At 61.6% G+C, this 22858-nt stretch carries 21 protein-coding genes and 1 pseudogene; 7 read left to right on the top strand and 15 right to left on the bottom strand.

Features of this window, described 5'->3' with window-relative positions; genetic code table 11:
- The first annotated feature begins 12 nt into the window (after positions 1-12).
- Positions 13-1026 carry a UV DNA damage repair endonuclease UvsE gene (gene uvsE / locus ACK59L_RS01840; protein WP_409271510.1) on the top strand — a complete coding sequence of 338 codons (1014 nt, stop codon included), beginning with the start codon at positions 13-15 and terminating at the stop codon, positions 1024-1026.
- A gap of 17 nt (positions 1027-1043) precedes the next feature.
- On the opposite strand, the gene ACK59L_RS01835 is transcribed toward uvsE, so the two are convergent.
- The 5 genes from ACK59L_RS01835 to ACK59L_RS01815 form a co-directional block, all read right to left on the bottom strand.
- Positions 1044-1271 (bottom strand): hypothetical protein, encoded by a 228-nt coding sequence (locus tag ACK59L_RS01835; RefSeq protein ID WP_182139522.1) that lies wholly within the window; start codon positions 1269-1271, stop codon positions 1044-1046.
- 297 nt (positions 1272-1568) lie between these two features.
- Positions 1569-2372: an exodeoxyribonuclease III gene (gene xth, locus ACK59L_RS01830; protein WP_196134984.1), complete on the bottom strand. Its 804-nt coding sequence runs from the start codon at positions 2370-2372 to the stop codon at positions 1569-1571.
- Positions 2369-2611, bottom strand: a complete 243-nt coding sequence (locus tag ACK59L_RS01825; RefSeq protein WP_409271507.1) for a hypothetical protein — start codon at positions 2609-2611, stop codon at positions 2369-2371. Before ACK59L_RS01825 ends, xth begins: the two co-directional genes overlap by 4 nt.
- Before the next feature lie 59 nt (positions 2612-2670).
- Positions 2671-3375, bottom strand: coding sequence for an SDR family oxidoreductase (locus ACK59L_RS01820; RefSeq protein WP_058603925.1), 705 nt, complete (start codon positions 3373-3375; stop codon positions 2671-2673).
- Between the two features lie 84 nt (positions 3376-3459).
- Positions 3460-4365, bottom strand: a complete 906-nt coding sequence (locus ACK59L_RS01815; RefSeq protein ID WP_409271505.1) for a LysR substrate-binding domain-containing protein — start codon at positions 4363-4365, stop codon at positions 3460-3462.
- A 501-nt stretch (positions 4366-4866) separates the two neighbouring features.
- On the opposite strand from ACK59L_RS01815, the gene ACK59L_RS01810 reads away from it, so the two are divergent.
- A complete protein-coding gene (locus ACK59L_RS01810) occupies positions 4867-6720 on the top strand; it encodes an ABC transporter ATP-binding protein (protein WP_409271503.1) in 1854 nt (617 codons plus the stop codon).
- Positions 6721-6945: 225 nt separating this feature from the next.
- On the top strand, positions 6946-7482 hold the full coding sequence (locus tag ACK59L_RS01805) for a WYL domain-containing protein (protein ID WP_196135035.1): 537 nt from the start codon (positions 6946-6948) through the stop codon (positions 7480-7482).
- A gap of 180 nt (positions 7483-7662) precedes the next feature.
- Here ACK59L_RS01805 and ACK59L_RS01800 read toward each other — a convergent pair whose 3' ends face one another.
- A complete protein-coding gene (locus tag ACK59L_RS01800; RefSeq protein ID WP_196134980.1) occupies positions 7663-8385 on the bottom strand; it encodes a hypothetical protein in 723 nt (240 codons plus the stop codon).
- Positions 8386-8468: 83 nt separating this feature from the next.
- On the bottom strand, positions 8469-8771 hold the full coding sequence (locus tag ACK59L_RS01795; RefSeq protein ID WP_409271500.1) for a DUF3077 domain-containing protein: 303 nt from the start codon (positions 8769-8771) through the stop codon (positions 8469-8471).
- Between the two features lie 168 nt (positions 8772-8939).
- On the opposite strand from ACK59L_RS01795, the gene ACK59L_RS01790 reads away from it, so the two are divergent.
- Positions 8940-9563, top strand: coding sequence for a glutathione S-transferase family protein (locus ACK59L_RS01790; RefSeq protein WP_409271498.1), 624 nt, complete (start codon positions 8940-8942; stop codon positions 9561-9563).
- 33 nt (positions 9564-9596) lie between these two features.
- On the opposite strand, the gene ACK59L_RS01785 is transcribed toward ACK59L_RS01790, so the two are convergent.
- Complete coding sequence (locus ACK59L_RS01785) at positions 9597-10766, bottom strand: MFS transporter (protein ID WP_196134977.1); 1170 nt, start codon at positions 10764-10766, stop codon at positions 9597-9599.
- Positions 10767-10861: 95 nt separating this feature from the next.
- Here ACK59L_RS01785 and ACK59L_RS01780 point away from each other — a divergent pair, with 95 nt between their 5' ends.
- Positions 10862-11773, top strand: a complete 912-nt coding sequence (locus tag ACK59L_RS01780; RefSeq protein ID WP_409271496.1) for a LysR family transcriptional regulator — start codon at positions 10862-10864, stop codon at positions 11771-11773.
- Here the strand turns inward: ACK59L_RS01780 and ACK59L_RS01775 are convergent.
- Together ACK59L_RS01775 and ACK59L_RS01770 are read right to left on the bottom strand one after the other, a co-directional pair.
- Positions 11746-13170: an MBL fold metallo-hydrolase RNA specificity domain-containing protein gene (locus ACK59L_RS01775; RefSeq protein ID WP_409271494.1), complete on the bottom strand. Its 1425-nt coding sequence runs from the start codon at positions 13168-13170 to the stop codon at positions 11746-11748. The genes ACK59L_RS01780 and ACK59L_RS01775 overlap by 28 nt on opposite strands.
- A gap of 130 nt (positions 13171-13300) precedes the next feature.
- Positions 13301-14683 carry a PLP-dependent aminotransferase family protein gene (locus ACK59L_RS01770; protein WP_409271492.1) on the bottom strand — a complete coding sequence of 461 codons (1383 nt, stop codon included), beginning with the start codon at positions 14681-14683 and terminating at the stop codon, positions 13301-13303.
- A 124-nt stretch (positions 14684-14807) separates the two neighbouring features.
- Here ACK59L_RS01770 and ACK59L_RS01765 point away from each other — a divergent pair.
- A pseudogene (locus ACK59L_RS01765) lies at positions 14808-15676 on the top strand (DMT family transporter).
- Between the two features lie 81 nt (positions 15677-15757).
- On the opposite strand, the gene ACK59L_RS01760 reads toward ACK59L_RS01765, so the two are convergent.
- The 5 genes from ACK59L_RS01760 to ACK59L_RS01740 are packed head-to-tail and all read right to left on the bottom strand — an operon-like array spanning position 15758 to position 22255.
- Positions 15758-16135 carry a response regulator gene (locus tag ACK59L_RS01760; RefSeq protein WP_027914716.1) on the bottom strand — a complete coding sequence of 126 codons (378 nt, stop codon included), beginning with the start codon at positions 16133-16135 and terminating at the stop codon, positions 15758-15760.
- 45 nt (positions 16136-16180) lie between these two features.
- On the bottom strand, positions 16181-17407 hold the full coding sequence (locus ACK59L_RS01755) for an ATP-binding protein (RefSeq protein ID WP_409271490.1): 1227 nt from the start codon (positions 17405-17407) through the stop codon (positions 16181-16183).
- Positions 17401-17976: a chemotaxis protein CheB gene (locus ACK59L_RS01750; protein WP_196134971.1), complete on the bottom strand. Its 576-nt coding sequence runs from the start codon at positions 17974-17976 to the stop codon at positions 17401-17403. The genes ACK59L_RS01755 and ACK59L_RS01750 overlap by 7 nt, the downstream gene beginning before the upstream one ends.
- On the bottom strand, positions 17973-18794 hold the full coding sequence (locus ACK59L_RS01745; RefSeq protein ID WP_196134970.1) for a protein-glutamate O-methyltransferase CheR: 822 nt from the start codon (positions 18792-18794) through the stop codon (positions 17973-17975). The genes ACK59L_RS01750 and ACK59L_RS01745 overlap by 4 nt, the downstream gene beginning before the upstream one ends.
- A complete protein-coding gene (locus ACK59L_RS01740; protein ID WP_409271487.1) occupies positions 18791-22255 on the bottom strand; it encodes a response regulator in 3465 nt (1154 codons plus the stop codon). The genes ACK59L_RS01745 and ACK59L_RS01740 overlap by 4 nt, the downstream gene beginning before the upstream one ends.
- 234 nt (positions 22256-22489) lie before the next feature.
- Here ACK59L_RS01740 and ACK59L_RS01735 point away from each other — a divergent pair, with 234 nt between their 5' ends.
- Positions 22490-22849, top strand: a complete 360-nt coding sequence (locus ACK59L_RS01735; protein ID WP_196134968.1) for a response regulator — start codon at positions 22490-22492, stop codon at positions 22847-22849.
- The last annotated feature ends 9 nt before the right edge of the window (positions 22850-22858 follow it).

Below are 22858 nucleotides of genomic sequence, written 5' to 3'. Positions count from 1 at the left end.
TGGAGTATTTGCATGCCACGCCTGGGTTTCGCCTGCATGTACCGGCACCCCCACCGCAGCTTGTCGGTCAAGGAGCTGGAGACCATCGAGCGGACGTTCAACCCGCGCAGCACGACGCTGCGCTGGGTCTCGGGCGCCTCCCGCGAGGCGGCCCGGAACAAGTTGCTGGAACTGGTTGAACACAATCTCCAGGCCCAGCTGCGCTTGCTCGACTACGTGGCCCAGCTGCCCCAGGCGCTGCGCATGCTGCGCCTGAGCAGCGACCTGCTACCGCTGTACAGCCACCCTAGCGTGGCCCACGTTTACCGCGAGGCGGATTTCCAAGCGCTGATGACCGAACGTTTCGCCGCCATCGGTGCTTTCGCACGCGCCAGGGAGATACGCCTGTCGTTTCACCCTGGGCAGTATTGCGTGCTGGGCTCAGACCGCCCCGATGTGGTGGAGAACAGCCTGGCCGAGTTCGAATACCATGCCGACATGATCCGCATGATGGGCTACGGACAGGTCTTCCAGGACTTCAAATGCAATGTGCACATTGCCGGCCGGCTGGGCGGTGCGGGTATTCGCACCGTATGGCCGCGCCTGTCGGATGTGGCCCGCAACGTGATCACCTTCGAGAACGACGAGAAGACCTATGGGCTCGACGACTGTCTGGCGCTGGCGGACCTGGCGCCGGTGGTGCTGGATATCCACCATTGCTGGATCCATGAGGGTGACTACATCGACCCGAACGATGGGCGAGTGGAGCGGGTGATCGAAAGCTGGCGAGGCGTACGCCCGACCATGCACTACTCTCAGCCCCCGGAGCATCTGCAGGCGCTGGGTTTCGACCCTGATCGCAAGCTGGTGATCGATGAGTTGTTGGAACAGGTGAACAAACGCGACCTGTATGCCCACAGCGCTCGCATGTGGAACCGCTGGACGAACCACTACGCACTGCAGTTTCTGGACAGGTTCGACATCATGTTCGAATGCAAGGACAAGAACCTGGCCACGCTGGAGTTCTTCAACGACTACCTGGCTTGATCGGGCTGGGCATGCCCTCAGCCGCTTCTGGTCAGGTCATCGGCCACTTCGCAGCCGTTACGACAGCTGCACTCGTATTCAGCTTGTGCGCGAGTCGGCAGGTTTAGACTCAGCCTGACCTTGTCCTGGGTGTCGTACAGGTCGTAGCCCTCCCCTAACGATGATGGAAAGCCGAGTCGCCGTGGCAGCCATTCTTTGGTTTGCGGTACTGCTGGAACCACAACGAAGCGCATCTGCATGATCATCCCTCACCGGCCGTTCCTTAGTATTAGTCATGCTAAGAGAAAGCATCAAGTAGACTCATGCGTGTTTACGTCGTTCATTAAGTCGAATACGTAGATGATGTGAGTACGCCAACAAGCTAGCAATCTCCTTGTGGGAGCGGCCCCTGTGCCGCGACGGGCCGCGAAACGGCCCCGGCAACGTCAGCGGCGAAGCTGAAATCCTGGGGCCGCTTCGCGCCCCATCGCGGCACAAGGACCGCTCCCACACGAAGCCTCATAGCCCAGAGATAGGGACAGCACCCATCCTGACTAACTGGCTCAAGCTGACTTGCGGCTACGCCGACTCCCCAGCTCGATCCAGGTCGGAGCATGGTCACTGGCCTTGGGCTCATTGCGCACCCAGGCATCGACACCCGCACGCTTGAGGTATGGCGCCAAATCCCGGTTGAGCAGCAAGTGGTCTATGCGCAGGCCCGCATTACGTGCCCAGTGGTTGCGAAAGTAGTCCCAGAACGTAAATACCTGTTGTTGCGGATGCAGGTGCCGGATGGCGTCGATCCAGCCGCTGGCCAGCAAGCGCTCGAAGCAATCGCGCGATTCGGGTTGCAGCAGTGCATCCTTGCGCCAGGACTTGGGGTCGTAGATATCAAGGTCCGTGGGCACGACATTGAAGTCCCCAGCCAGGACGGTGGGGTGACCACTGCCCTGCAACTGCTGGGCATGCTCGATCAGGCACTCGAACCAACGCAGCTTGTAGTCGAACTTCGGCCCTGGTTGCGGGTTGCCATTGGGCAGGTACAAACACCCGACCAACACACCATGTACCGCTGCCTCCAAGTAGCGGCTCTGGGTGTCGTCCTCCATGCCCGGCAAGCCTCGCCGTACCTCGAGCGGCTCGCTGTCGCGCGCCAGGATCGCCACCCCGTTCCAGGCAGGCTGGCCCAGGTGCAGGCAACCGTAGCCAGCGGCCTCCAGGGCCCCACCCGGGAACTGTTGGTCGGGTGCCTTGAGCTCCTGAAGGCAGACCACATCGGGTTTTTCACGTTCGAGCCAGGCCAGCAGCGCTGGCAGTCGGCTGCGAATGCCGTTGATGTTGAACGTGGCGATCCTCAGCGCTTTCATGTGTCAGGGTCGATCACATGGGCGTGCACGGCATCTTCCAGGGCATGCACATGCGCCTGGTCGGCCAATGCCTTGAGCGCCAGCCAATCGTCCCAATCGATGATGCCATCGTCACGCAACGCTTCGGCGGTACGCACCAGTTCGTGGTGGTAGGCATCGGGTGACTCACGGCGGTAGCTGATGTCGTCGTACTGGGCATACCAGGCCGCGAGTTCAGGGATACTGCGTTTGATACTCATCACACTGCTCCTGAGAAACCCTTTGGGGTTGTGAGCCTGCCTTGAGCGCATCGTTCAACTCAGACGCTTCGGGTCAGGCCGCCGTCGACCCGGATATTCTGCCCGGTGATGTAGGCGGCGCCATCACTGGCCAGAAACGCGACCGTGGCGGCGATTTCGTCGCTGCTGCCATAGCGCTTGAGCGGCACGCTGTCGCGACGCTGCTCGGTGGCCGGCAAGCTGTCGATCCATCCCGGCAGCACGTTGTTCATGCGCACATTGTCACGTGCGTAAGTGTCCGCGAAGAGTTTGCTGAACGCCGCCAGCCCTGCACGCATCACGGCGGAAGTGGGAAACAGATCGCTGGGTTCGAAGGCCCAGGCACTGGAGATATTCACGATGACCCCGCCGCCCTGGCGCTGCATCACTGGCGTGACCAGGCGTGTGGGCCGGATGACGTTGAGCAGGTAGGTGTCCATGCCGGCATGCCAGTCGGCGTCGCTCAGCTCCAGCACCGGCCCCCGAGGTCCGTGGCCCGCGCTGTTGACCAGCACGTCGATGCGGCCCCACCGCTGCATGACCTCGTCGACCAACCGCTCAAGGTCATCCGTGCACTGGTTGCTACCCGTCACGCCCAGCCCGCCCAGCGTCCTGGCCAAGGCCTCGCCCTTGCCAGAGGAGGAAAGAATCGCGACCTTGTAGCCATCGGCGGCCAGGCGCCTGGCTGCCGCCGCGCCCATGCCGCTGCCGCCTGCGGTGATGATTGCAACCTTTTCGATTGTCATGCTGCCTCCTGTGATGGGCATTAAGTGCGTACAGGACTCAGGCTACCAAGGGGCAGAGAAGTGAGGGAGACAGCTACCAATGCCTCAGCCAGTAGTTTTTCTATCACCGGCATTAGACCTGAGCCAGTCGATGACCCACTGCAGCAGCTGCGTCTCTCGCCCTTTGCGGGGCCATACCAGGTAGAACGCCTTGTCTGGGCGCAGCTGCGATTCGGCGACCTGGACCAGGCGCCCGGCGTCGATGTCCTGCGCAACGAAGGCGCGTTCCGCCAGCGCAATGCCCTGCCCGCCAATGGCCGCGTCGATGGCAAGCGACGTCTGGTTGAACTGGACAGACCTTGCACAGACGGCGGGGTGACCGGGATAGACCTGCGCACGGTAAGACGGCCACCAATCATGGGCATCACTCAGGGCCACATAGCGCTCCAGGCTTGCGAAGTCTTCAGGCGGGCCAAGCGCCACTACCAGGGTGGGGCTCGCCACCGCGATGATTTCCGAGGCCATCAACAGTGCCTGCTCAAGCCCTGGCCCAAAAGGCGGGCGCCCGTAGCGCACGGCAAGGTCGACGCCGTCGGTATGAAAATGCGACAGCCGATCGGTGGCCAGTATTCGCACATCCAATGTCGGGTGGCGCTCGGCCAGTCCGCCGAGCCTGGGTATCAGCCACTTGGCGGCGAAGGTAGGAGTCACGCTGACGGTGATATGGGAAGGCGCAGGGCGCAGCCGGCGTGTCGCCTCATCGAGCATGCCCATCGCAGTGCGCACGGTTTCGCTATACCCACGGCCAGCGTCGGTCAATGCCAGGCCTCGAGGCAGGCGTTCGAACAAGCGTACCTCCAAGGCGCGCTCCAACCCCCGAATCTGCTGAGCCACGGCAGCCTGGGTAACCCCCAGCTCTGCAGCGGCCAGGCGAAAATTGAGGTGCCGTGCCACGACCTCAAATACCCGCAGGGCGCCAAGGGACGGTAAGTCGGAAAAAACGGCAGGCATAGGACGTTGTTCGATCCAGGCTGGGCAGGTTGGCACGAGGCTAGCCCCATCCATGCAGGAAGTCGATGAGCGTTCAGGCCTAAGTATCCGTTCGGCCGAGCAGGACTGACCGGCAACTCCCTCGCTGCACGCTCAGGCGGGCACGAATACATTCCTTTGCAATTGCCAGAAACAAGCGCTGGTACTATGACCTCACCGCTTGCCCACACGGACCGTCAGCATGCAGATACGCACACTTTCCCGCCATGAATCCAATGAGGCCAGCGCCCAGGGCATGAATTGGCTTGCGGACACGCTCGTGCCTCTTCTGCCTGCACAGGGCATGGCGACAGAGGCTGATTGACTGGCCGATGCAACAGGCCTTGAGCACGTGGTGCCTCACGCAGGCCAATGACGCTGAGATTTTTGATCAGATGGACACTCGTTGTGTCTATGTAAAGGCGGGCACTGCTGGTGCAGTACCAGCGCTGCCACGCCATTCGTTTTTCCCGGAGACACTGCATGCTTCGTATCTTTGAGCGTAGGCTCGACCCTTTCCCTCCTGATGAGGTACCGCCGCCTCCCGTTGGCCTCGTGCCGTTTCTGTGGGCGTGTACCCGTGGGGCGCGCGGCTACATTCTGGCGCTGGCCCTGCTCAGTGCCGGCGTGTCCTTGTATGAAGCCTGGTTATTCAGCTTCCTTGGCCAGGTGGTGGACCTGCTGTCGGCCTGGCAGGCCGGCGACACCGCTGCCGCTCAGGAAAGTCACGTACTGTGGGGAATTGGCATCGTCCTGGTGATCAGCATAGGCCTGGTGGCGCTACGCACCATGGTCCAGCACCAGGTACTGGCCATCAACCTGCCGCTGCGCCTGCGCTGGGATTTTCACCGGCTGATGCTGCGCCAGAGCCTGTCGTTCTTCTCCGATGAGTTTTCCGGGCGGGTCACCACCAAGGTGATGCAGACTGCATTGGCCGTGCGCGAGGTACTGTTCACGGTCATTGAGATCCTGCCTGGCATTGGCGTCTATTTCATCGCCATCATCGCCCTGGCCGGCGGCTTTGCCTTGAAACTGATGCTGCCATTCATTGCCTGGCTGGTGCTGTTCGGGCTGGCAATGGTCTATTTCGTTCCACGCCTGGGCGCAGTAGGTGAAGAGCAGGCCCATGCGCGCTCGTCGATGACTGGGCGCATTTCCGACGCCTATACCAACATCACCACGGTCAAGTTGTTCTCGCACTCCAAGCGCGAAGCCCATTTTGCCCGGGCGGCCATGGAGGACTTCAAGCAGACCGGCTTCCGGCAGATGCGTCTGGTGAGCCAGTTCGAGATCGTCAACCAGGCGTTGGTGGTAGGGCTGATTCTCGGTGCAGGCGGTTATGCGCTGTGGCTATGGCACCAGGGCCAGGTGGGCACCGGCGCTGTGGCGGCCATCACCGCCATGGCCCTGCGCATCAATGGTATGTCGCACTGGATCATGTGGCAGATGACCTCATTGTTCGAAAACATCGGCACACTTCAGGACGGCATGGCCACCCTGACGCGCGGCCCGAAAGTGCAGGACGCCCCGGACGCCACTGCGCTGGTGACCCGTGGTGGCGCGGTGACATTCGACAAGGTCAGTTTCAATTACAACGGTGAACGCCAGGTACTGACCGACCTCAGCCTGCACATCAAGGCGGGTGAAAAAGTGGGTTTGGTCGGCCGTTCCGGTGCAGGCAAGTCCACGCTGATCAACCTGCTGCTGCGCTTTTACGACGTGGACAGTGGCCAGATCCGTATCGATGGTCAGGACGTTGCCAAGGTCACCCAGGACAGCCTGCGCAGCGCCATCGGCATGGTGACCCAGGATACGTCACTGCTGCACCGCACCATTGGCGAGAACATCGCCTATGGACGGCCAGATGCCACCGAGGCGCAAATCCGGGCGGCTGCCCGTGACGCGCAAGCTGACGGGTTCATCAGTCAGCTCAGCGACCAACAGGGCCGCACCGGCTACGACACCATGGTCGGTGAGCGTGGCATCAAGCTGTCCGGTGGGCAGCGCCAGCGCATCGCTATCGCCCGGGTGATGCTCAAGAACGCCCCCATCCTGCTGCTCGACGAGGCGACCAGTGCACTGGATTCTGAGGTGGAGGTCGCCATCCAGGAAAGCCTGGACGAGATGATGGAGGGCAAGACAGTGATTGCGATCGCCCATCGCCTGTCCACGATCGCCGCCATGGACCGCCTGATCGTGATGGATGAGGGGCGCATCATCGAGCAAGGCACGCACGCCCAGCTGCTGGAAAAGAATGGCACTTACGCACGGCTGTGGCAGCATCAGAGCGGTGGCTTCCTGGGTGAAGACCAGGGTATGGCCCATGCGCTCAACTGAGTCATGCGCACGCTGAGCCGTTACCTGAATAGATGATATTCGAGACCCGCCCCATCGCCCCTGTGTCATTGACCCAGGGGTGACGCTCCAAACACAAAGGCGCCCTCGCCCCTTCCTATGCGCCACTCACACGAATGGCTTGGTTCAGGTCCCCCGAGGCGGTATCCTGCCCGGTAGCTTGAAGCCACCAGTAGGCTTTCATTGTCTGCCCTCAAGGACGAGCCTTTGCCCAGTCAGTCATCGCGTCATACCATCGCCCGCCAGTGGGAACTCCTCAAGCTACTGCCGGCTCGCCATCCCGGCATGAGCTGCACGCAGTTACAGGCGGCGCTATCGAGCGCAGGTCATGCCACGACCAAACGTACGGTCGAGCGTGACCTGGTGGAGCTGGCAGGGCTGTTTCCTTTGCAGTGCAACAGCGCGTGCATGCCCTATAGCTGGCACTGGCAGCCCGGACGCAAGTTGCGCGATAGCCCCTCGCCCGCGCCAGGTGAGGCCCCTGTCCAAGTGGAATTGCACGCCTGGGTCGACGAGTCGCTCTATCATCATCTGGAAATGCATCCGCTGGGTACGGGCATGCGCCTCACAGTCCTGCCCAACGGCGGTGCCATCCTGGTGACGACGGTAGCGGATGATCGAGCGTTGATGGGCTGGCTGCTGTCCCAGGCCGGGGCGATCCGCGTTCAGGGACCGCAATCGGTGCGCCTGGCCTTGCTGGAGCACCTGCGTCAGAGCCTGGCACTGCACGACACTGGCGCTTGAGTAACGCCTAGGCTCTGTGTGAAAAGTTTTGAGACGAAGGTCAGGCAAGGCGAAAACAGCCGAGGAACGGTCGGAGTCGCGTTCGACTTTACAGGTTGTAAATGAGCATTCCGACCGGGCTGGCGATCCAGGCTGTTTTCAACGCAGCATCACCGAGTATCAAGGCTTTTCACACAGAGCCTAGGACGGCCGCCGGCGGGACAGGCAGGCGTAACCCAGCGCCAGCACGCTCACCCCCAGGACAGTCAACAGCCCCATCAGCTCTGTGCTGTAGCGGGCAACCCAGGCCGGGAAGCCGGTGACCGACTGATACACCTGAATATCCGCCGTGCCTTCGGCGTAGCTGATACCGACCCCACTCTGGCGTATCTGCGAATAATCAGCATCGAAATACACCCAGACCTTGCTGGAGCCACCGGCCTCTATCGCCGGGATCTCAAGCTGAGCAGTGGCAGCTTCAAGCAAGGTGTCATTGCCGGCCGAATCGCGGATTTGCACCAGGCCTTTGGACGGCAAGCGAATCCTCACCTGGTCCACGGGTGCATTGCCGGTGTTCTGCAACTCGATGAGCAAGCCAGTCCGGTGGTCGACCAGGCCGGCCTCGAAAGGTTTTGCAAACAGCTGGGCATAAGGCGCCTGGGCTATCTCCACCAGCCGGTCGACCTGATCACGGCTCAGTTGCCCTTGGCCGATCGTGTTTATGCGTGCACTCAACTGCTCGTACTTGAGCTGCTCGCTGGCTTTGCTGATGCGCTCGCTGAACTGCCCTGGATAGGTCAGGTAGGCGTAGGTCAGCGACGCTTCCAGGCGCGGGCTGCCCACCACTGCCTTGTAGACGAACAACAGGGCCGCCAGCCCGATCAGAACGGCTACGAGGAGTTTCCCCACCTTGTCCCAGCTCAATGCACTCTTCCTTTTGTCGAGTTACAGGCGATACGCGCCGCCAAGGGTGCCAAGTTCGCAGCCCCCAGGCAAGCGCCTGACCGCTATCGTTCGACATCGTCCTCACGAACATTGCGCAACGCCTGCAATTGCCCGTCGATAAGGGCCTTGGCCATGGCGGCCAGATAGCAGGTGGCAAGCATCGCGTTCTTGCGGTCTGCGGGCTTGTCGATGGCCTTGCGGGTAAGCTCGGTGATGGAACCCATGATGGTGGATGCTTCCATCAAGGCAGTACGCAAGGGCAACGCTGGCTTCATCTGGACCAGGTCGGAACCGGCGCTTGCGAAACGTCGGGCTGCGTTGACCACGGTGGGGCCTTGGGTTGGTCGGGTGGGGTCGTTGTCCATGCTGTTTGCTCTCCTGTCTGGAGACCCGAGACTAGGCAGGTGCTTCCCTGAGCACAACGACCAGCAAGTGCATGCGCGCATTTTCAGAAAGAGCCTACATGATCGCTGCCTCTTGACCGTTTGCCCTCGGTAACCGAGGATCGAAACACCGCCTACAAGGATGGCAACATGCTGCGCATACTGGGCAAAGCCTCATCGATCAACGTTCGCAAAGTGCTGTGGGCGTGCGCGGAGTTTCAGGTCCCGTTCGTGCGTGAGGACTGGGGATCGGGCTTTCAGGCAACCGACAGCGAAGCGTTTCTTGCGCTCAACCCAAACGCCATGATCCCCGTCATCCAGGACGGCGACTTCACCTTGTGGGAGTCCAACAGCATCATTCGCTACTTGGCCAACTGCTATGGCGCAGCAGCGTTCTACCCCTTTGAGGCCCGCACCCGGGCCAGGATCGACCAGTGGATCGACTGGCAGGCTTCGGACCTGAACGCCTCCTGGCGCTATGCGTTCCTGTCGCTGGTTCGGCATTCACCTGCCCATCAGGACCCGCATGCCCTGGCCAACGGCTGCGCCGAGTGGGGGCGCAACATGCTCATTCTCGAGCGCCAACTGGCCCGCACCGGCGCCTTTGTAGCCGGGCGCGACTTCACACTGGCCGACATTCCCATTGGCCTGTCGGTCAACCGCTGGTTCGAAACGCCGCTCGAACACCCTCAGCTGCCTGCCTTGCGCGAGTATTACGAGCGCCTGAGCGAGCGCCCGGCCTATCACGAACATGGGCGTAACGGCACGCCCTGACCGCTAGCAGCGGCCTTGGCGAAGGCCCATGCCTCAGACCGCGACCTGGGTAACCTGGTGACGGCCTCGCCAGGCGAACGTCAGCACCATTATCAAGCCCAGCGCCGCAGTGCCAGCGCCGGCCAACGCGATGGCCGAGTAACCGAGGCCGCCATTGATCACGGCGCCCCCCAAGGCAGCGCCAATGGCGTTGCCCAGGTTGAAAGCACCGATGTTCACAGCCGATGCCAGGTTCGGTGCGTCCTTGGCGGCCTCCATCACGCGCATCTGCAGGGGCGGCACGAGGGCAAAGCTGGCTGCGCCCCAAACCAGGATTGCGCCAGCGGTCAGCAGGGACGAGCCTAGCACGAGTGGAAACACCAGCAGCACCGCGATCAGCACGGCGAGCGAGATGATCAGGGTTCGATCTACGGAACGGTCCGCCGCTTTACCGCCCCATACGTTACCCAGGGTCAGGCCAACACCAAACAGCACCAGCATGGACGTGACGAATGCAGTAGAGGCGCCGGCTTCGTTTTGCAGGATGGGCGCGATGTAGGTAAACACCGTGAACATCGCGCTGGAACCCACCACGGTCAGGAGCAAGGCAGCCAACACGGGCCCACGGGTCAGCACACGTATCTCGGCCAGTGCACCGTCGCCTTTGGGCGATGGCACATTGGGCAAGGCATACCACAGCGTGGTCATCGCCACCAACCCGAGTCCGGCTATGCCCCAGAACGCCGTGCGCCAGCCGAGCAACTCGCCAAACCAGGTCGCCAGAGGGACGCCGCCGATGGTAGCCAGCGTCAGGCCCATGAACATTGCAGCCACGGCGCCGGCACGTTTCTCGGCGGGCACCACGCTGGCCGCGACGATGGCACCTATGCCGAAGAAGGCGCCGTGGTTGAGCGAGGTCACCACCCGTGCGACCAACAGGCTGGCGTAGTCACTGGCCAGGGCCGACATCAGGTTGCCCAAGGTGAAGATGGCCATCAGGCCGATCAGCAGGTATCGGCGCGGTACGCGTACGGTTGCCAGGGTCATGAGCGGGGCGCCGATCAGTACACCCAGTGCATAGGCGCTGACCAACAGACCAGCGGCCGGAATGGAAACGCCCAGGTCAGTGGCGATGCTGGGCAGCATGCCCATGGGGGCGAACTCGGTAACACCGATACCGAATGCGCCCATGGCGAGCGCTACAAGGGGTGGGTTGATACGCATGGCTTAACTCCTTATCTGTGCCGTAAATGCTACGATCTGTTTCACCAAGGCACTAGATAGCGATTGTGCGAACCACCTTTGCGTACGAGGCACAAATGGATCTGACAGGACGATCAGGCGAGATGGAAGTGTTCACCAAAGTGGCGCAAGCAGGCAGCCTGTCCGCCGCCGCCCGTGCACTGGGCCTGACCCCCTCTGCCGTCAGCCGCATATTGGCGCGTACCGAGCAGCGTCTGGGGACACGGCTGATGCTGCGCACCACTCGCGCGCTTACCCTCACGCCAGAAGGCGAGGCATACCTGCGAGGGGCACGCCGTGTACTGACCGACCTTCAGGAAGTGGAGCAGGCCATTACCGACCAGGGCGTGCCGCGCGGTCGGGTTCGCGTCAGCGCTGCACTTGGGCATGGCCGGCTGCGCATCGTCCCCTTGGTGGCGGCGTTCAGCGTGCAGTACCCGCAGGTACTGGTTGATCTCACCCTCAGTGACGAAGTTGCCGACGTACTCGGTGGGCAGGCCGATGTGGCCGTGCGCTTCGGAGCGCTGCCAGACAGTACGCTGAATGCTCGGCAAATCGATGAAACGGGCCAAGTGATCGTGGCCTCGCCGGACTATCTGAGCCGGCGGGGCACCCCTTTGCTGCCCGAAGACTTGGCCAAGCACAACTGCTTGCGGTTCAACTTCAGGCGCGCCACCTCGGACTGGCCGTTCGTACGTGACGGGCGCGAGTTCGCATTGAAAGTAAGCGGCAACATCGAATGCAGCAGTGGCGAGGCTCTGGCCCAGTTGGCCAGGCTGGGCGCAGGCATCGCCCGGATAGGCACCTTCACCGTCGCCGATGACCTGGCCAGCGGGCGCCTGGTGTCACTGCTCGAGGCCTTCAACCCAGGCGACCGTGAACCGATTCACGCCGTCTTTGCCGGTGGACCGAACATGCCCGCACGCGTGCGGGTGTTCGTGGACTTTCTGGTCGCCAACCATCAGGGGATGTGCACACTTCCCTCGTGACCGCTCTCGCGATAACGCGCTTGCAGAACGCCAGCCAGGCACTGCTTGGCCTCAGGCTCTCCATGTATCAGGCGGATATGCGACGGCCAGGCCTGCATGCGCGTGACGAAACCGACCAGATCTGCCTGATCGGCGTGGGCTGAATAGCCCTCCACGCGCTCTATTGCGGCACGGATGTCTATGCGCTCGCCGTCCAGCATGACGTAGCCGCCTTCCGGGCCGTGGGTCAGGATGTCCCGGCCAGGTGTGCCATGGGCCTGGTGACCGACGAAGACCACATCGTGCCGGGCATCACCCAGCATCGCCTTGAGGTAGTTGACGATACGCCCACCCGAGCACATGCCATTGCCCGCGATGACGATGGCCGGCCGGGCCGTCTCGGCCAGGTGCTGAACGATGCGCTGGTGCTCCTCATGGCTGTCGATGGTGATCAGTTGCTTGAAGGACAGGGGCTTGCGTCCCTCCTTGATGCGGTCCTGGGCTGATTCGTCCCAATACCCTTGCAGACCTTTGTAGACCTGCGTGAAACGGCTGGCCAATGGTGAATCGAGGATGATCGGCAAATGTGGCCAATCCACCTCAGGGCCGCTGTTGGTCTGGTCCTGCCCCGCCAGCTCATGCTCGTGGAGGATTTCCTCCAGCTCGTAGAGCAAGTCCTGGGTGCGGCCAATACAGAAAGACGGGATAAGCACCGTGCCCTGATCTTGCAAGGCGCGCTCGATGACAGCCTGCAAGCGTTCACGCCGGTGCTCCCGGTCGGCGTGGCGGCGGTCGCCGTAGGTGCTTTCCAGAATCAGCAGGTCAGCGCGCTCGGGAGGGGTCAGGTCTGGCAAGAGCGGGGAATGCGGCGCCCCCAGGTCACCACTGAAGACCACCCGCTGGGCAGTGGCATCCGGCCCTGTCATTTCGAGTTCCACATACGCCGAACCCAGCACATGGCCGGCCGGTTGCAGCCTGACTTTGCAGTGGGCACCCTCGGTTTCGTGGAGCGTGAACCAGTTGCCGTAAGGCAAGGCGATGGTGCGCTGCTCCACCACCTTGAGATAGAGTTCCAGTTGCTCCGGATCGTCGCTGATACCTAGACGGAACGCGTCTTCGAGTACGATGGGCAACAGTTGGGCTGACGGTTCGCTACACAGGATCGGCCCCTCAAAACCCGCAGCCAGCAAATGTGGGATTCGCCCGACGTGATCCAGATGCACATGGGTCACGATCAGGGCCTTGACGCCATCGATGGTGAAGTCGAGGGTCAAGCCCTCCCCGCCTTGCCCCTCGTCCTCGCCTTGAAAGGCGCCGCAGTCGATCAGCAAGCTGGCCGTCTGGTCCATCCAGACTTGATGGCATGAGCCGGTCACGCCCTCGCGGGCGCCGTGGTGAATGATTTCTGGGTGATCCATGATGGCTAGCCTGCGTGAGCCTGGAGATACGTTGGGCACTGCCCGCTTGAGGAGGGTTCAGAAAAGCTCGGGCGTCATGGTTGCCATGGGCCGCATTGCGGCCTGCAGCCGGCAAGCCCAGGCGCCGGGTTCAGGCATCCAGAGCCCGAGCCAGTACCTCGTAGATTTTCCCGTCGGCTGACTGCGCGACGTTGAAACGCACATAGTCCCCCGCCGTCCGGGACTGGCTGAAAGCGTTCCCAGGTGCCAACACCACACCATCGTTCAAACACACCTTGGCCAACGCGGCGGCGTCCTTGCCCTGCGGCAGACGGCACCACAGGTACAGCCCTGCCTGTGGCATCAGCCAGGGGATGATGCCGAGCGCTTTGAGCTTTTCAGCCGTCCTGTCCCGTTCGATGGCAAGGCGCATCCTCACGTTCTCCATATGCTTGCGGTAGCCGCTGCCGGTGATCGCATGGTGAATGATGTCCGCTGCCAGGCGACCGCCCCCGAACGTGGTGGCGATCTTCAGGTCGACCAGGCTCTGAATCCAGTCATGACGCGTGGCGATGTACCCACACCTGACCGAAGCGGAGACGGTCTTGGAAAAACTGCCAATCTGGATGACCCGCGCCAGGCCATCGAAGGCCGCGAGCCTGGGCGCAGGCGTATGCTCGAAGTCAGCAAAAACGTCGTCCTCGACGATCAACAAGCTCGCGGCCTCAGCGAGCTTGAGCAGCCGGTGTGCAGTGCCCGGTGACAGGGAGGCACCTGTTGGGTTGTGAATACCGGAATTGGTGATGTAGAGCCGTGGCGAGTGCGCCGCCAGGGCAGCACCAAATGCATCGATGTCAGGGCCAGTAGGGGTCTGACGTACACCGACGACGTTGACGCTGTGGGCCCTGAGCAAGGCATGGAAGTTGAAATAACAGGGATCGTCGAGCAGTACGGTGTCACCGGGTTGGAGCAGAAAACGGCAGATCAGGTCGATGGCGTGCGTGCCGGACTCGGTGAGCATGATCTGCTCTGCCGGCACGTCGATGCCAAAGCCTGCCAGTCGCCGCGACAGAAAATGACGCAGCGGCGGATGGCCCTGCGGCGATGCATACTCGACCACTTGCTCGGCTTGCGAGCGCGCAGTAGCCCTGAGCGCCTTGCGCACCCCGGCCTCGAACATCCATTGCGCAGGAAGCCAGCCGCACCCAGGTTTCAACGTGCCGCCAGCGGGTTCGAGCGCCTGGCGAGAGATCCACAGCGGGTCGACTTCGTGCTCAAGCTTGGGCCCCACCTCGGTCAGCACTAAGGGCGCCGCGACCCCTGCCACATAAAACCCGGCGCCACGGCGCGCATGGACTACGCCTTCGGCCACCAGTCGTTCGTAGGCCTCGACCACAGTCGACACCGAAACCTGCATGCTTTGCGCCATTGCCCGTACTGAAGGTATTCGTGCACCGGGCAAATAGGTACGGGCCGCGATGCGCGCATGGACTTCAGTCATGATTTTTCGAATGCGTGTGCTGTGCTCTTTCACTGAAATCCTCTCACCTGTACTGCCCATCGATACCTGACAGTTCCGCCAAACTGTACTGGATTGTACATGGCATCAAAGCGCACGTTGGTGCTGTACTGGCTTCATCAATGACAAGGAGTGCGAGATGCAGAAAACAGCAAGCGGCTGGATCAACGGTTTCATCGGCGTGGTGATTTTCGCAGGCTCCTTGCCCGCAACACGCGTTGCCGTGACGGCGTTCGAACCAACATTCTTGACCTGCGCGAGGGCAACCATTGCCGCGTTAGTGGGTGCTTGTTGTCTGATTTTGCTGCGTCAGCCCCGGCCTGGGCGAGGCGATTGGTCATCCCGGGCGTGACGGCGCTCGGCGTCGTGGTCGGGTTTCCGCTACTGACTGCATTGGCCTTGCAGCACGTCAGCTCGGCCCACTCCATTGTGTTTGTGGGGCTGCTGCCGCTGTGCACCGCTGGCTTTGCCGTGCTGCGAGGTGGCGAGCGTCCCAGGCCGTTATTCTGGGCATTTTCGTTGGCAGGTGCCGGGTTGGTGGCGGGATATGCATCAACTTCCGTAGGCCAGGGTTCGCTACTGGGTGATGGATTGATGGTCGCGGCAGTGGTGGTGTGCGGATTGGGGTACGCAGAAGGTGCACGCCTGTCCCGCACACTGGGCGGCTGGCAAGTGATCAGCTGGTCGTTGCTGCTTGCCCTGCCAGCGATGCTGGTGTTGGCGATCATCACCATGCCTACCCTGGCAAACCTGACGCAAGTCGGCGCCTCTGCCTGGTTCAGCTTCGGTTATGTAGCGTTGTTCAGCATGTTCATTGGATTCGTGTTCTGGTATCGCGGGCTCGTCCAGGGCGGGATTGCGGCGGTAGGCCAACTGCAGTTGGTCCAGCCCTTCATAGGGTTGGGGTTGGCGGCGCTGTTGTTGCACGAGCAGGTGAGCTGGGCCATGGTGTCGGTGACGGTGGGTGCGGTGCTGTGTGTTGCCGGGGCCAAGCGGTTCGCCCATTGACGCGCAATCCTGCGGTTGAACTGGAACCAGGCCACTGATCGCTCGACCCGTGGCCAGCCGCTTTGCTGCAACCTACCGCTGTCAGCGCAGCAGGGTCTGGATCTTGTCGTGCAACGTATCGAGGTCGAACGGCTTGGCCAGGATGGGCGCCTTGCGGGTGATCGGGCTGCCAGACTCCAGGATCTCCGCTGGATAGCCGCTGATGAAGATCACCTTGAGGTCCGGTCGCAACTTGACAGCGGGCTCAGCGATTTCCACCCCCGAAATGCCACCGGGCAAGCGAAAGTCAGTCACCATCAGGTCCAGGTGCGGCTTGCTGGCCAGGATGGCAAACGCCTGCTCGCCATCTTCGGCAACCAGCACGTGGTAGCCCTCCCCGGCCAGGTAGTCCCGCAAAATCATGCGAATGGCCGGCTCGTCTTCGACGACCAGCACCACATCTTGTGCATCTTCACTCATATCGAAACCTTGGAAATTCTTGCAGTTTGCCATCAGACCCCGGGCTCACGCAGAGGTTGCCCGCGCCTGGTCGTTTTGTTGTTCGCACACGCCAAGCGGCAGTTGCAGGGTGAACGTGGCACCTTGGCCCTCCTCGCTCTCGACCAGAATGCGCCCGCGGTGGGCCTGGACGATCTGCTCGGAGATATAAAGCCCAAGCCCCAGGCCACCAGTAGCCTGATGGTTCGACACCCGCTCGAACTGCTGGAAGATGCGCTGCTGGTTGGCCGCACCAATGCCAATGCCGTTGTCTTGCACCTGCACGCATGCCATGCCGTCGAGCTCGAACACCCGCACGTGCACAGGTTTGCGCTCCCCGTAGCGCAGGGCGTTGGACAAAAGGTTGGCCAGCACTTGCTCGATGCGGAACTCGTCCCACTCGCCAGCCAGGCGCCCGTCACAATGCAGGTCGATTCGGGTATCCAGCGCGATCGCTTGCGCCGTGAAGTTCTCCACCAACCCCCGTACCAGCTGACTGAGGTCAAACAGCTTCGGGCGCAGCGACAGTTTACCGGTGCGGATGCGTGACACGTCGAGCATGTCTTCGATCAGCCGTATCAGGCTGTTGATCTGGCGCTCGTCGCGCTCGACCATGGCCTTTAGCTTTTCCTCACTGAAGGCCTCCAGATTGCCCCTGGCCAGGTTCAGCTTGCGCAGCTGCGTTTCCAGGATCAAACCGTTCAGGGGCGTCCTCACCTCATGGGAGACGATGGACATGAAATCGTCACGCATCCGCACAGCGTGCTCCAGCTCGCAGCGTGCGCTTTGCAGCTTGTCCAGCAAGGCTTCCTGCTCCTGCCGGCTGCGTTCGAGCGCTTGCAGTTGCTGGTCGAGCACTTTGCGTTGACGGTAGAGATCGACGAAAACCGAGACTTTGCTTTTGACCGCCATGGTATCGAGCGGCTTGTAGAGGAAATCCACGGCACCGCTTTCGTAGCCCTTGAAGGCATAGTTCATCTCGCGCCCGGCCGCGGTCACGAACACGATGGGGATGTTGCGGGTTTTCTCGGTGCCGCGCATCAGCTCGGCCAGCTCGAACCCGTTCATGCCAGGCATCTGCACGTCCAGGATGGCCAAGGCGAATTCGTGCTCAAGCAGCAGTGACAACGCCGCTTCGGCGGACTGGGCCTGATGCACCTCGCGATCGTCACCCTGGATGAGGGCATCGAGGGCCAGGAGATTTTCTGGCAGATCGTCGACGATCAGCAATTTGGCGATGGTCTGGCTTAACATGCGCTGGATTCCAGAGTACCAAGCAACTGCTCGATACCACTCAAAGGAAGAATATGGTCGGGCCGGTGCAGGGCCAAGGCGGCCTCCGGCATCAGCGCGACCTGTGCATCGCGGGGGTCCTGGACGATGGTCCGGCCGCCGCTGTTCTTGATGTAGGCAAGCCCTTGGGCGCCATCTTCGTTTGCGCCAGTGAGCAATATGCCGAGCAGCGCCTTGCCATAGGCATCGGCTGCCGACATGAACAGGTAGTCGATCGAAGGCCTGGAAAAATGTTGCGGCGGTTCCTGGCTCAAAGACAAGGTGAAGTCGCACTCCACCGAAAGGTGATAACTAGGGCCTGCCACAAAAATGCCGCCGTCTTGCAAAGACTGCTTGTCACGGGCTTCGAGCACCGGCCGGCCCAGGCGACGTTGCAGCACTTCAGCCAGATGGCTATGCCGGTCCTCAGGCAGATGCAACAGGCACACCACAGGAATTTTGCACGCCCCTGGCAACCCGCCGAGCACCTTGAACAGAGCAGTCACACCGCCCGCCGAAGCACCGATCACCACAGCCTGTATACCCTTCATGACTTGCGGTAGATCCGTTCAGGTTTGACCCAGGGCTCGAAGCGCTGGCTATAGGCCGAGAAATCGACCGACTCCTTGCTGCCCAGTACCAGGAAACCCCGGTGGCAGAGGGACTCGTGGAACAGGCCCAGGGCCCGGTCCTGCAGGACCTTGTCGAAATAGATGAGCACGTTGCGGCACGAGACGAGCTGGGTTTCCGAGAACACGCTGTCAGTGGCCAGGCTGTGGTCGGCGAAGGTCACCTGCTCACGCAAGGTGCTGTCCATGATGGCATTGCCGTAGGCAGCGGTGTAGTACTCCGAAAAGTCACGACGCCCACCGGCCAACCTGTAGTTCTCTTTGTACTCGCGCATGCTCGGCATGGAATAGATGCCTTGCTTCGCTTTTTCCAGCGAGTGCGGGTTGATGTCGGTGGCGTAGATGATGGTGCGCTCCAGCAGACCTTCCTCGCGCAGCAAGATGGCCATCGAATACACCTCTTCGCCTGTACTGCAGCCGGCAATCCAGATCTTTATCGATGGCCATGTGCGCAGCAATGGAACCACTTCAGTGCGCAGGGCAAGGAAGTGGCCAGGGTCGCGGAACATCTCGCTGACCGGAATCGTCAGGTACTGCAACAGCTGCATGAACATGCCTGGGTCATGCAGTACCCGCTCCTGAAGCGCGGACACGGTCTGGCAGTCGAACTGGCGCAGGGCATGCAGGATCCGGCGCTTGATCGAAGCGCCGGAATAGTTGCGAAAATCGTAGCTGTACTTGAGGTAGATGGCCTCGATGAGCAAGCGGATCTCGATGTCGGTATTGCGTTCGCTAATCAAATTCGCTCCAGTTGCGGCAACCACACACGTATCAGCGAGAACAGGCGGTCCAGGTCGATGGGCTTTGCCAGGTAATCATTGGCGCCGGCCTGCAGGCAGCGGTGCTGGTCATCCTTCATCGCCTTGGCGGTCACGGCGATGATCGGCAGCTTGCGCCAGCGAGGCTGCTGGCGGATAAGCCGGGTCGCTTCGAAACCGTCCATTTCCGGCATCATCACGTCCATCAGTACCAGGTCGATATCTTCATGCTGTTCGAGGCGTTCGATGGCTTCGCGGCCATTGCGGCCGATTTCGACGATGGCCCCCTTGTGCTCCAGGGCGCTGGTCAGGGCGAAGATGTTGCGCACATCGTCGTCTACCAGCAGGATCTTGCGCCCTTCGAATACCTTGTCGCGGCTTCGCGCGGTCTTGAGCATGCGCTGACGTTCATGGGACAGCTGCGACTCCACCTTGTGCAGGAACAGGGTGACCTCATCGAGCAGACGCTCGGGCGAGCGTGCGCCCTTGATGATGATCGAGCGCGAATACTTGAGCAGGTCGGCCTCCTCTTCGCGCGTCAGGTTACGGCCTGTATAGACGATCACAGGCGGGAAGGCTCGGATGTCTTCGGCCGTCATGCGCTTGAGCAACTCGTTACCGAGCATGTCAGGTAACTTGAGGTCGATGATCATGCAGTCGTAGACGTGCTCGCGCAGCAGTGCCAAGGCCTCCTGCGCCAGGCCCACGGCGGTGATCTCGACGTCCTCGTCGCCGATCAACCGGGCAATGCTCTCGCGCTGCAGGTCATCGTCTTCGACCAGCAGGATGCGCTTGAGCTTCTGAGTCAGCTTGGCTTCCAGGCGCCCGAAGACTTCCTTGAGCTCCTCGCGACTGGTGGGTTTGACCGCGTAACCGACCGCGCCCATGTGCATGGCCGCCTCCACCCGATCCTCGACCGAAATGATATGCACCGGGATGTGGCGCGTCTCGGTCCGCTCCTTCAGGCGCTGCAGTACAGTGAGGCCGGAATGGTCCGGCAGTCGCATGTCCAGGAGCACGGCATCGGGCAGGAACCGAGCGGCCAGTTCGAAACCTTCGTCCGCGCCATGGGCCACCAGGCAGCTGTAGCCCAGTTCATGGGCCAGATCGAAGAGAATACGGGCAAAGTTAGGCTCGTCCTCAATGACCAGAATGCAGCGGTTGGTAAACGGCGCCCGCTCGCGATCATCGGTGAAGGCCAGTACCGGGGGCTTGGCCGCCGCTGCTGGCGGCTGGATGACCGATGGCATTGAAGTCACCGCAGGGCGCAGGGTAAGCGGCGCGACGGGCTGTTCGTCGACATCATGGCGCTCTGGCAGTACCAGGCTGAATACGCTGCCTTGGCCCGGCGTGCTCTGTACGGTGATCTGCCCGCCCAGCAGGCGGGCCAGGTCGCGCGAGATGGACAGGCCCAGCCCGGTGCCTCCATAGCGGCGATTACTGGTGCCATCGACCTGGTGAAATGCGCCGAAGATGGCTTGCTGCTGATCAGGCGCGATACCAATCCCGGTGTCGTGCACCGCGAACACGATACCGGCCTCGGGCTGGTAACCGATATTCAGGCTGACCTGGCCACGCTCGGTGAACTTGATGGCGTTGGACAACAGGTTCTTGAGGATCTGTTCAAGGCGCTGGCGATCGGTGAACAGGGTCGCAGGCACGTGGTTCTCAGCTGTGACCTCGAAGCCCAGCCCCTTCTGGGAGGCCAGTGGCGTGAACATGTCGCGCAAGCCCTCGACCAGACGATCGACGTGGGTCGTTTCGGGGCGCACCTCAAGCTTGCCGGCTTCGACCTTGGCGATGTCCAGGATGTCGTTGATGAGGTTGAGCAGGTCATTGCCTGCCGAGTAGATGGACTCGGCGAATTTGACCTGCTCCTGGCTCAGGTTGCCCTCGCCGTTCTCGGCCAGCAGCTTGGCCAGGATCAGCGAGCTGTTGAGCGGCGTGCGCAGCTCGTGGGACATGTTGGCAAGGAATTCGGACTTGTACTTGCTCGAACGCTGCAGCTCATCGGCGCGAGCCTGAAGCTCGGTCTGGGCGCGGCTGAGCTCTTCGTTCTTGAGGTCCAGTGCATCGGTGCGTTCGGAGAGTTGTTCGTTGGTCTGCTCGAGCTCCGCCTGTTGGGTCTCCAGATAAGCCTGGGACTCCTTGAGCACTCGGGACTGCTCTTCGAGTTCTTCGTTGGCGGTCTTGAGCTCCTCCTGCTGGACCTGTAGCTCTTCGTTGAGCTGCTGGGTTTCGGCCAGCACCTCTTGCAGGCGTTGACGGTAGCGGGCGCTTTCGATCGACATACCCAGGTTGCCCGCCACGCGCTCGAGCATCTCCGCGTCGCGGTCCTGCAATGGGCGCAGCAGCCCCAGTTCAATGACGCCGTTAACCTGACCGTCCTCAAGAGCCGGCACGATCAGCCCGCTGCGCGGTAACCCCTTGCCCAGGCCCGACGCCAAACGGTAATAGTCCTCCGGCAAGGCATCGAGGCGGATCAGCCGTTCTTCACGTACCGCTTGCGCCAGCAAGCCGTGGTGATCACCCAGCACCTGTTCGCGCGCCTGCTCCTGGGCTTCGAGCCCATAACTGGCCACGCGCACCAGGCGGCCATGTTCATCCCGCACATACACGGCGCCCACCACACTGCCCAGGTAGGCAGCGAAAAACCGCAGGATCTTGTCTCCCAGCATGGGCAGGGACAATTGACCCAGCACCTGCTGGGCCAGTTGGGTCTGGCCGTTGCGTAGCCAGGCCTGATGCTCCAGGCGCTCCGCAGCGCGCTGCTGGGCCTGCAAGTTCTTGGTGTAGCTGTCGGACAAGGCCAGCAAGTCACGGCGCCCGAGATAAGCGAGTAATGCGCTGAGCCCGACCAGCAGCACAACGAATGTGATGATGCCGGCGACGGTGACAGTACTGACCGTCTCATTACGCGTCATGCGCAGCTGTTGCTCAGCCCCGATCAGGTCCTCGAACTCCTTGCGGATTTCGTCGGTCAGGCGTTTGCCACGGCCATTACCAATCAGCTCGCGGTATCCCCCTTCTGCGCGGCGCAGGTCGATCATTTGGCTGCCGAAGTCGTTCCACGCGCCCTGCAGCGCGATCAGCCGGTCGATGCGTTCGACCTGCTGGGGATTGTCCTCGACCATGCTGCGCAGGCTTTGCAGGCTGTTGAAGATCCTGGGCTTGGCCACCTCGTAAGGGTCCAGGAAGCGCTCATCGCCCGTGATCAGAAACCCGCGCATGCCCGTTTCCATGTCGATCGAGAGCTTGAGCGTCTCGTTGGCGTTGCCAATGACCTGGTCGGTATGTTCCACCCACTGCATGGCAGAGAGCAGGTAGTTGATAACGGCGACGAATGCCACGGCACCGAGCAGGCCGAGCCCCAGGGGCAGGCCGATGTTGCGGCTCAACAGCTTGCGAAAGCTACGTTGATCCATCGAGGCAGCTTGTATCATCTGAAAACGCCCGAGCAAATGGAGTCCATGAACAGCATGGTCAATCTTTCCTTATGGTGAGGGGCAGCCCCTGGCCTGGCGCAAGCTCTGATCAGTTGGCCCGGCATTTAGCCAGCATTTGAAACATACCTGTTCCAATCGTTCCATCGGATCGATCAGATCGGTATCCTTCGGGAACTTCTGGGCCCTGGTGAGGCACAGAGCAAAGACATTCATCAAGACAGGATCTGAACCATGTCCCTTCTGGTAGTCGAGGACGACGACATCGTACGCATGCTCATGGTCGAGGTCCTCGAAGATCTGAGCTACGCCGTGATCGAGGCGCATGACGCTGCGACCGCACTGAAAGTACTCGAAAATCCTGACCAAACGCTCGAACTCATGATAACCGATGTTGGCTTGCCGGACATGGATGGCCATGACCTGGCCAAGAGCGCACGCGGGCTGCGCCCTATGCTCCCTGTACTGTTCGCCAGTGGGTATGGAGAAAACGTCGACGTGCCGGAAGGCATGTATAGAATTGGCAAGCCTTACTCCATCGATCAGTTGCGAGACACGGTGGCCTCCATCCTTGGCGCGCGCTCGGCGCAGTAGCCGGTCAGG

Source organism: Pseudomonas sp. KCJK9111 (genome assembly GCF_046231935.1).
In the GTDB taxonomy this organism is placed as follows: domain Bacteria; phylum Pseudomonadota; class Gammaproteobacteria; order Pseudomonadales; family Pseudomonadaceae; genus Aquipseudomonas; species Aquipseudomonas parafulva_B.
The sequence above is the reverse complement of the archived record's forward strand: the minus strand, read 5'-3'. Positions and strand labels throughout refer to the sequence as shown.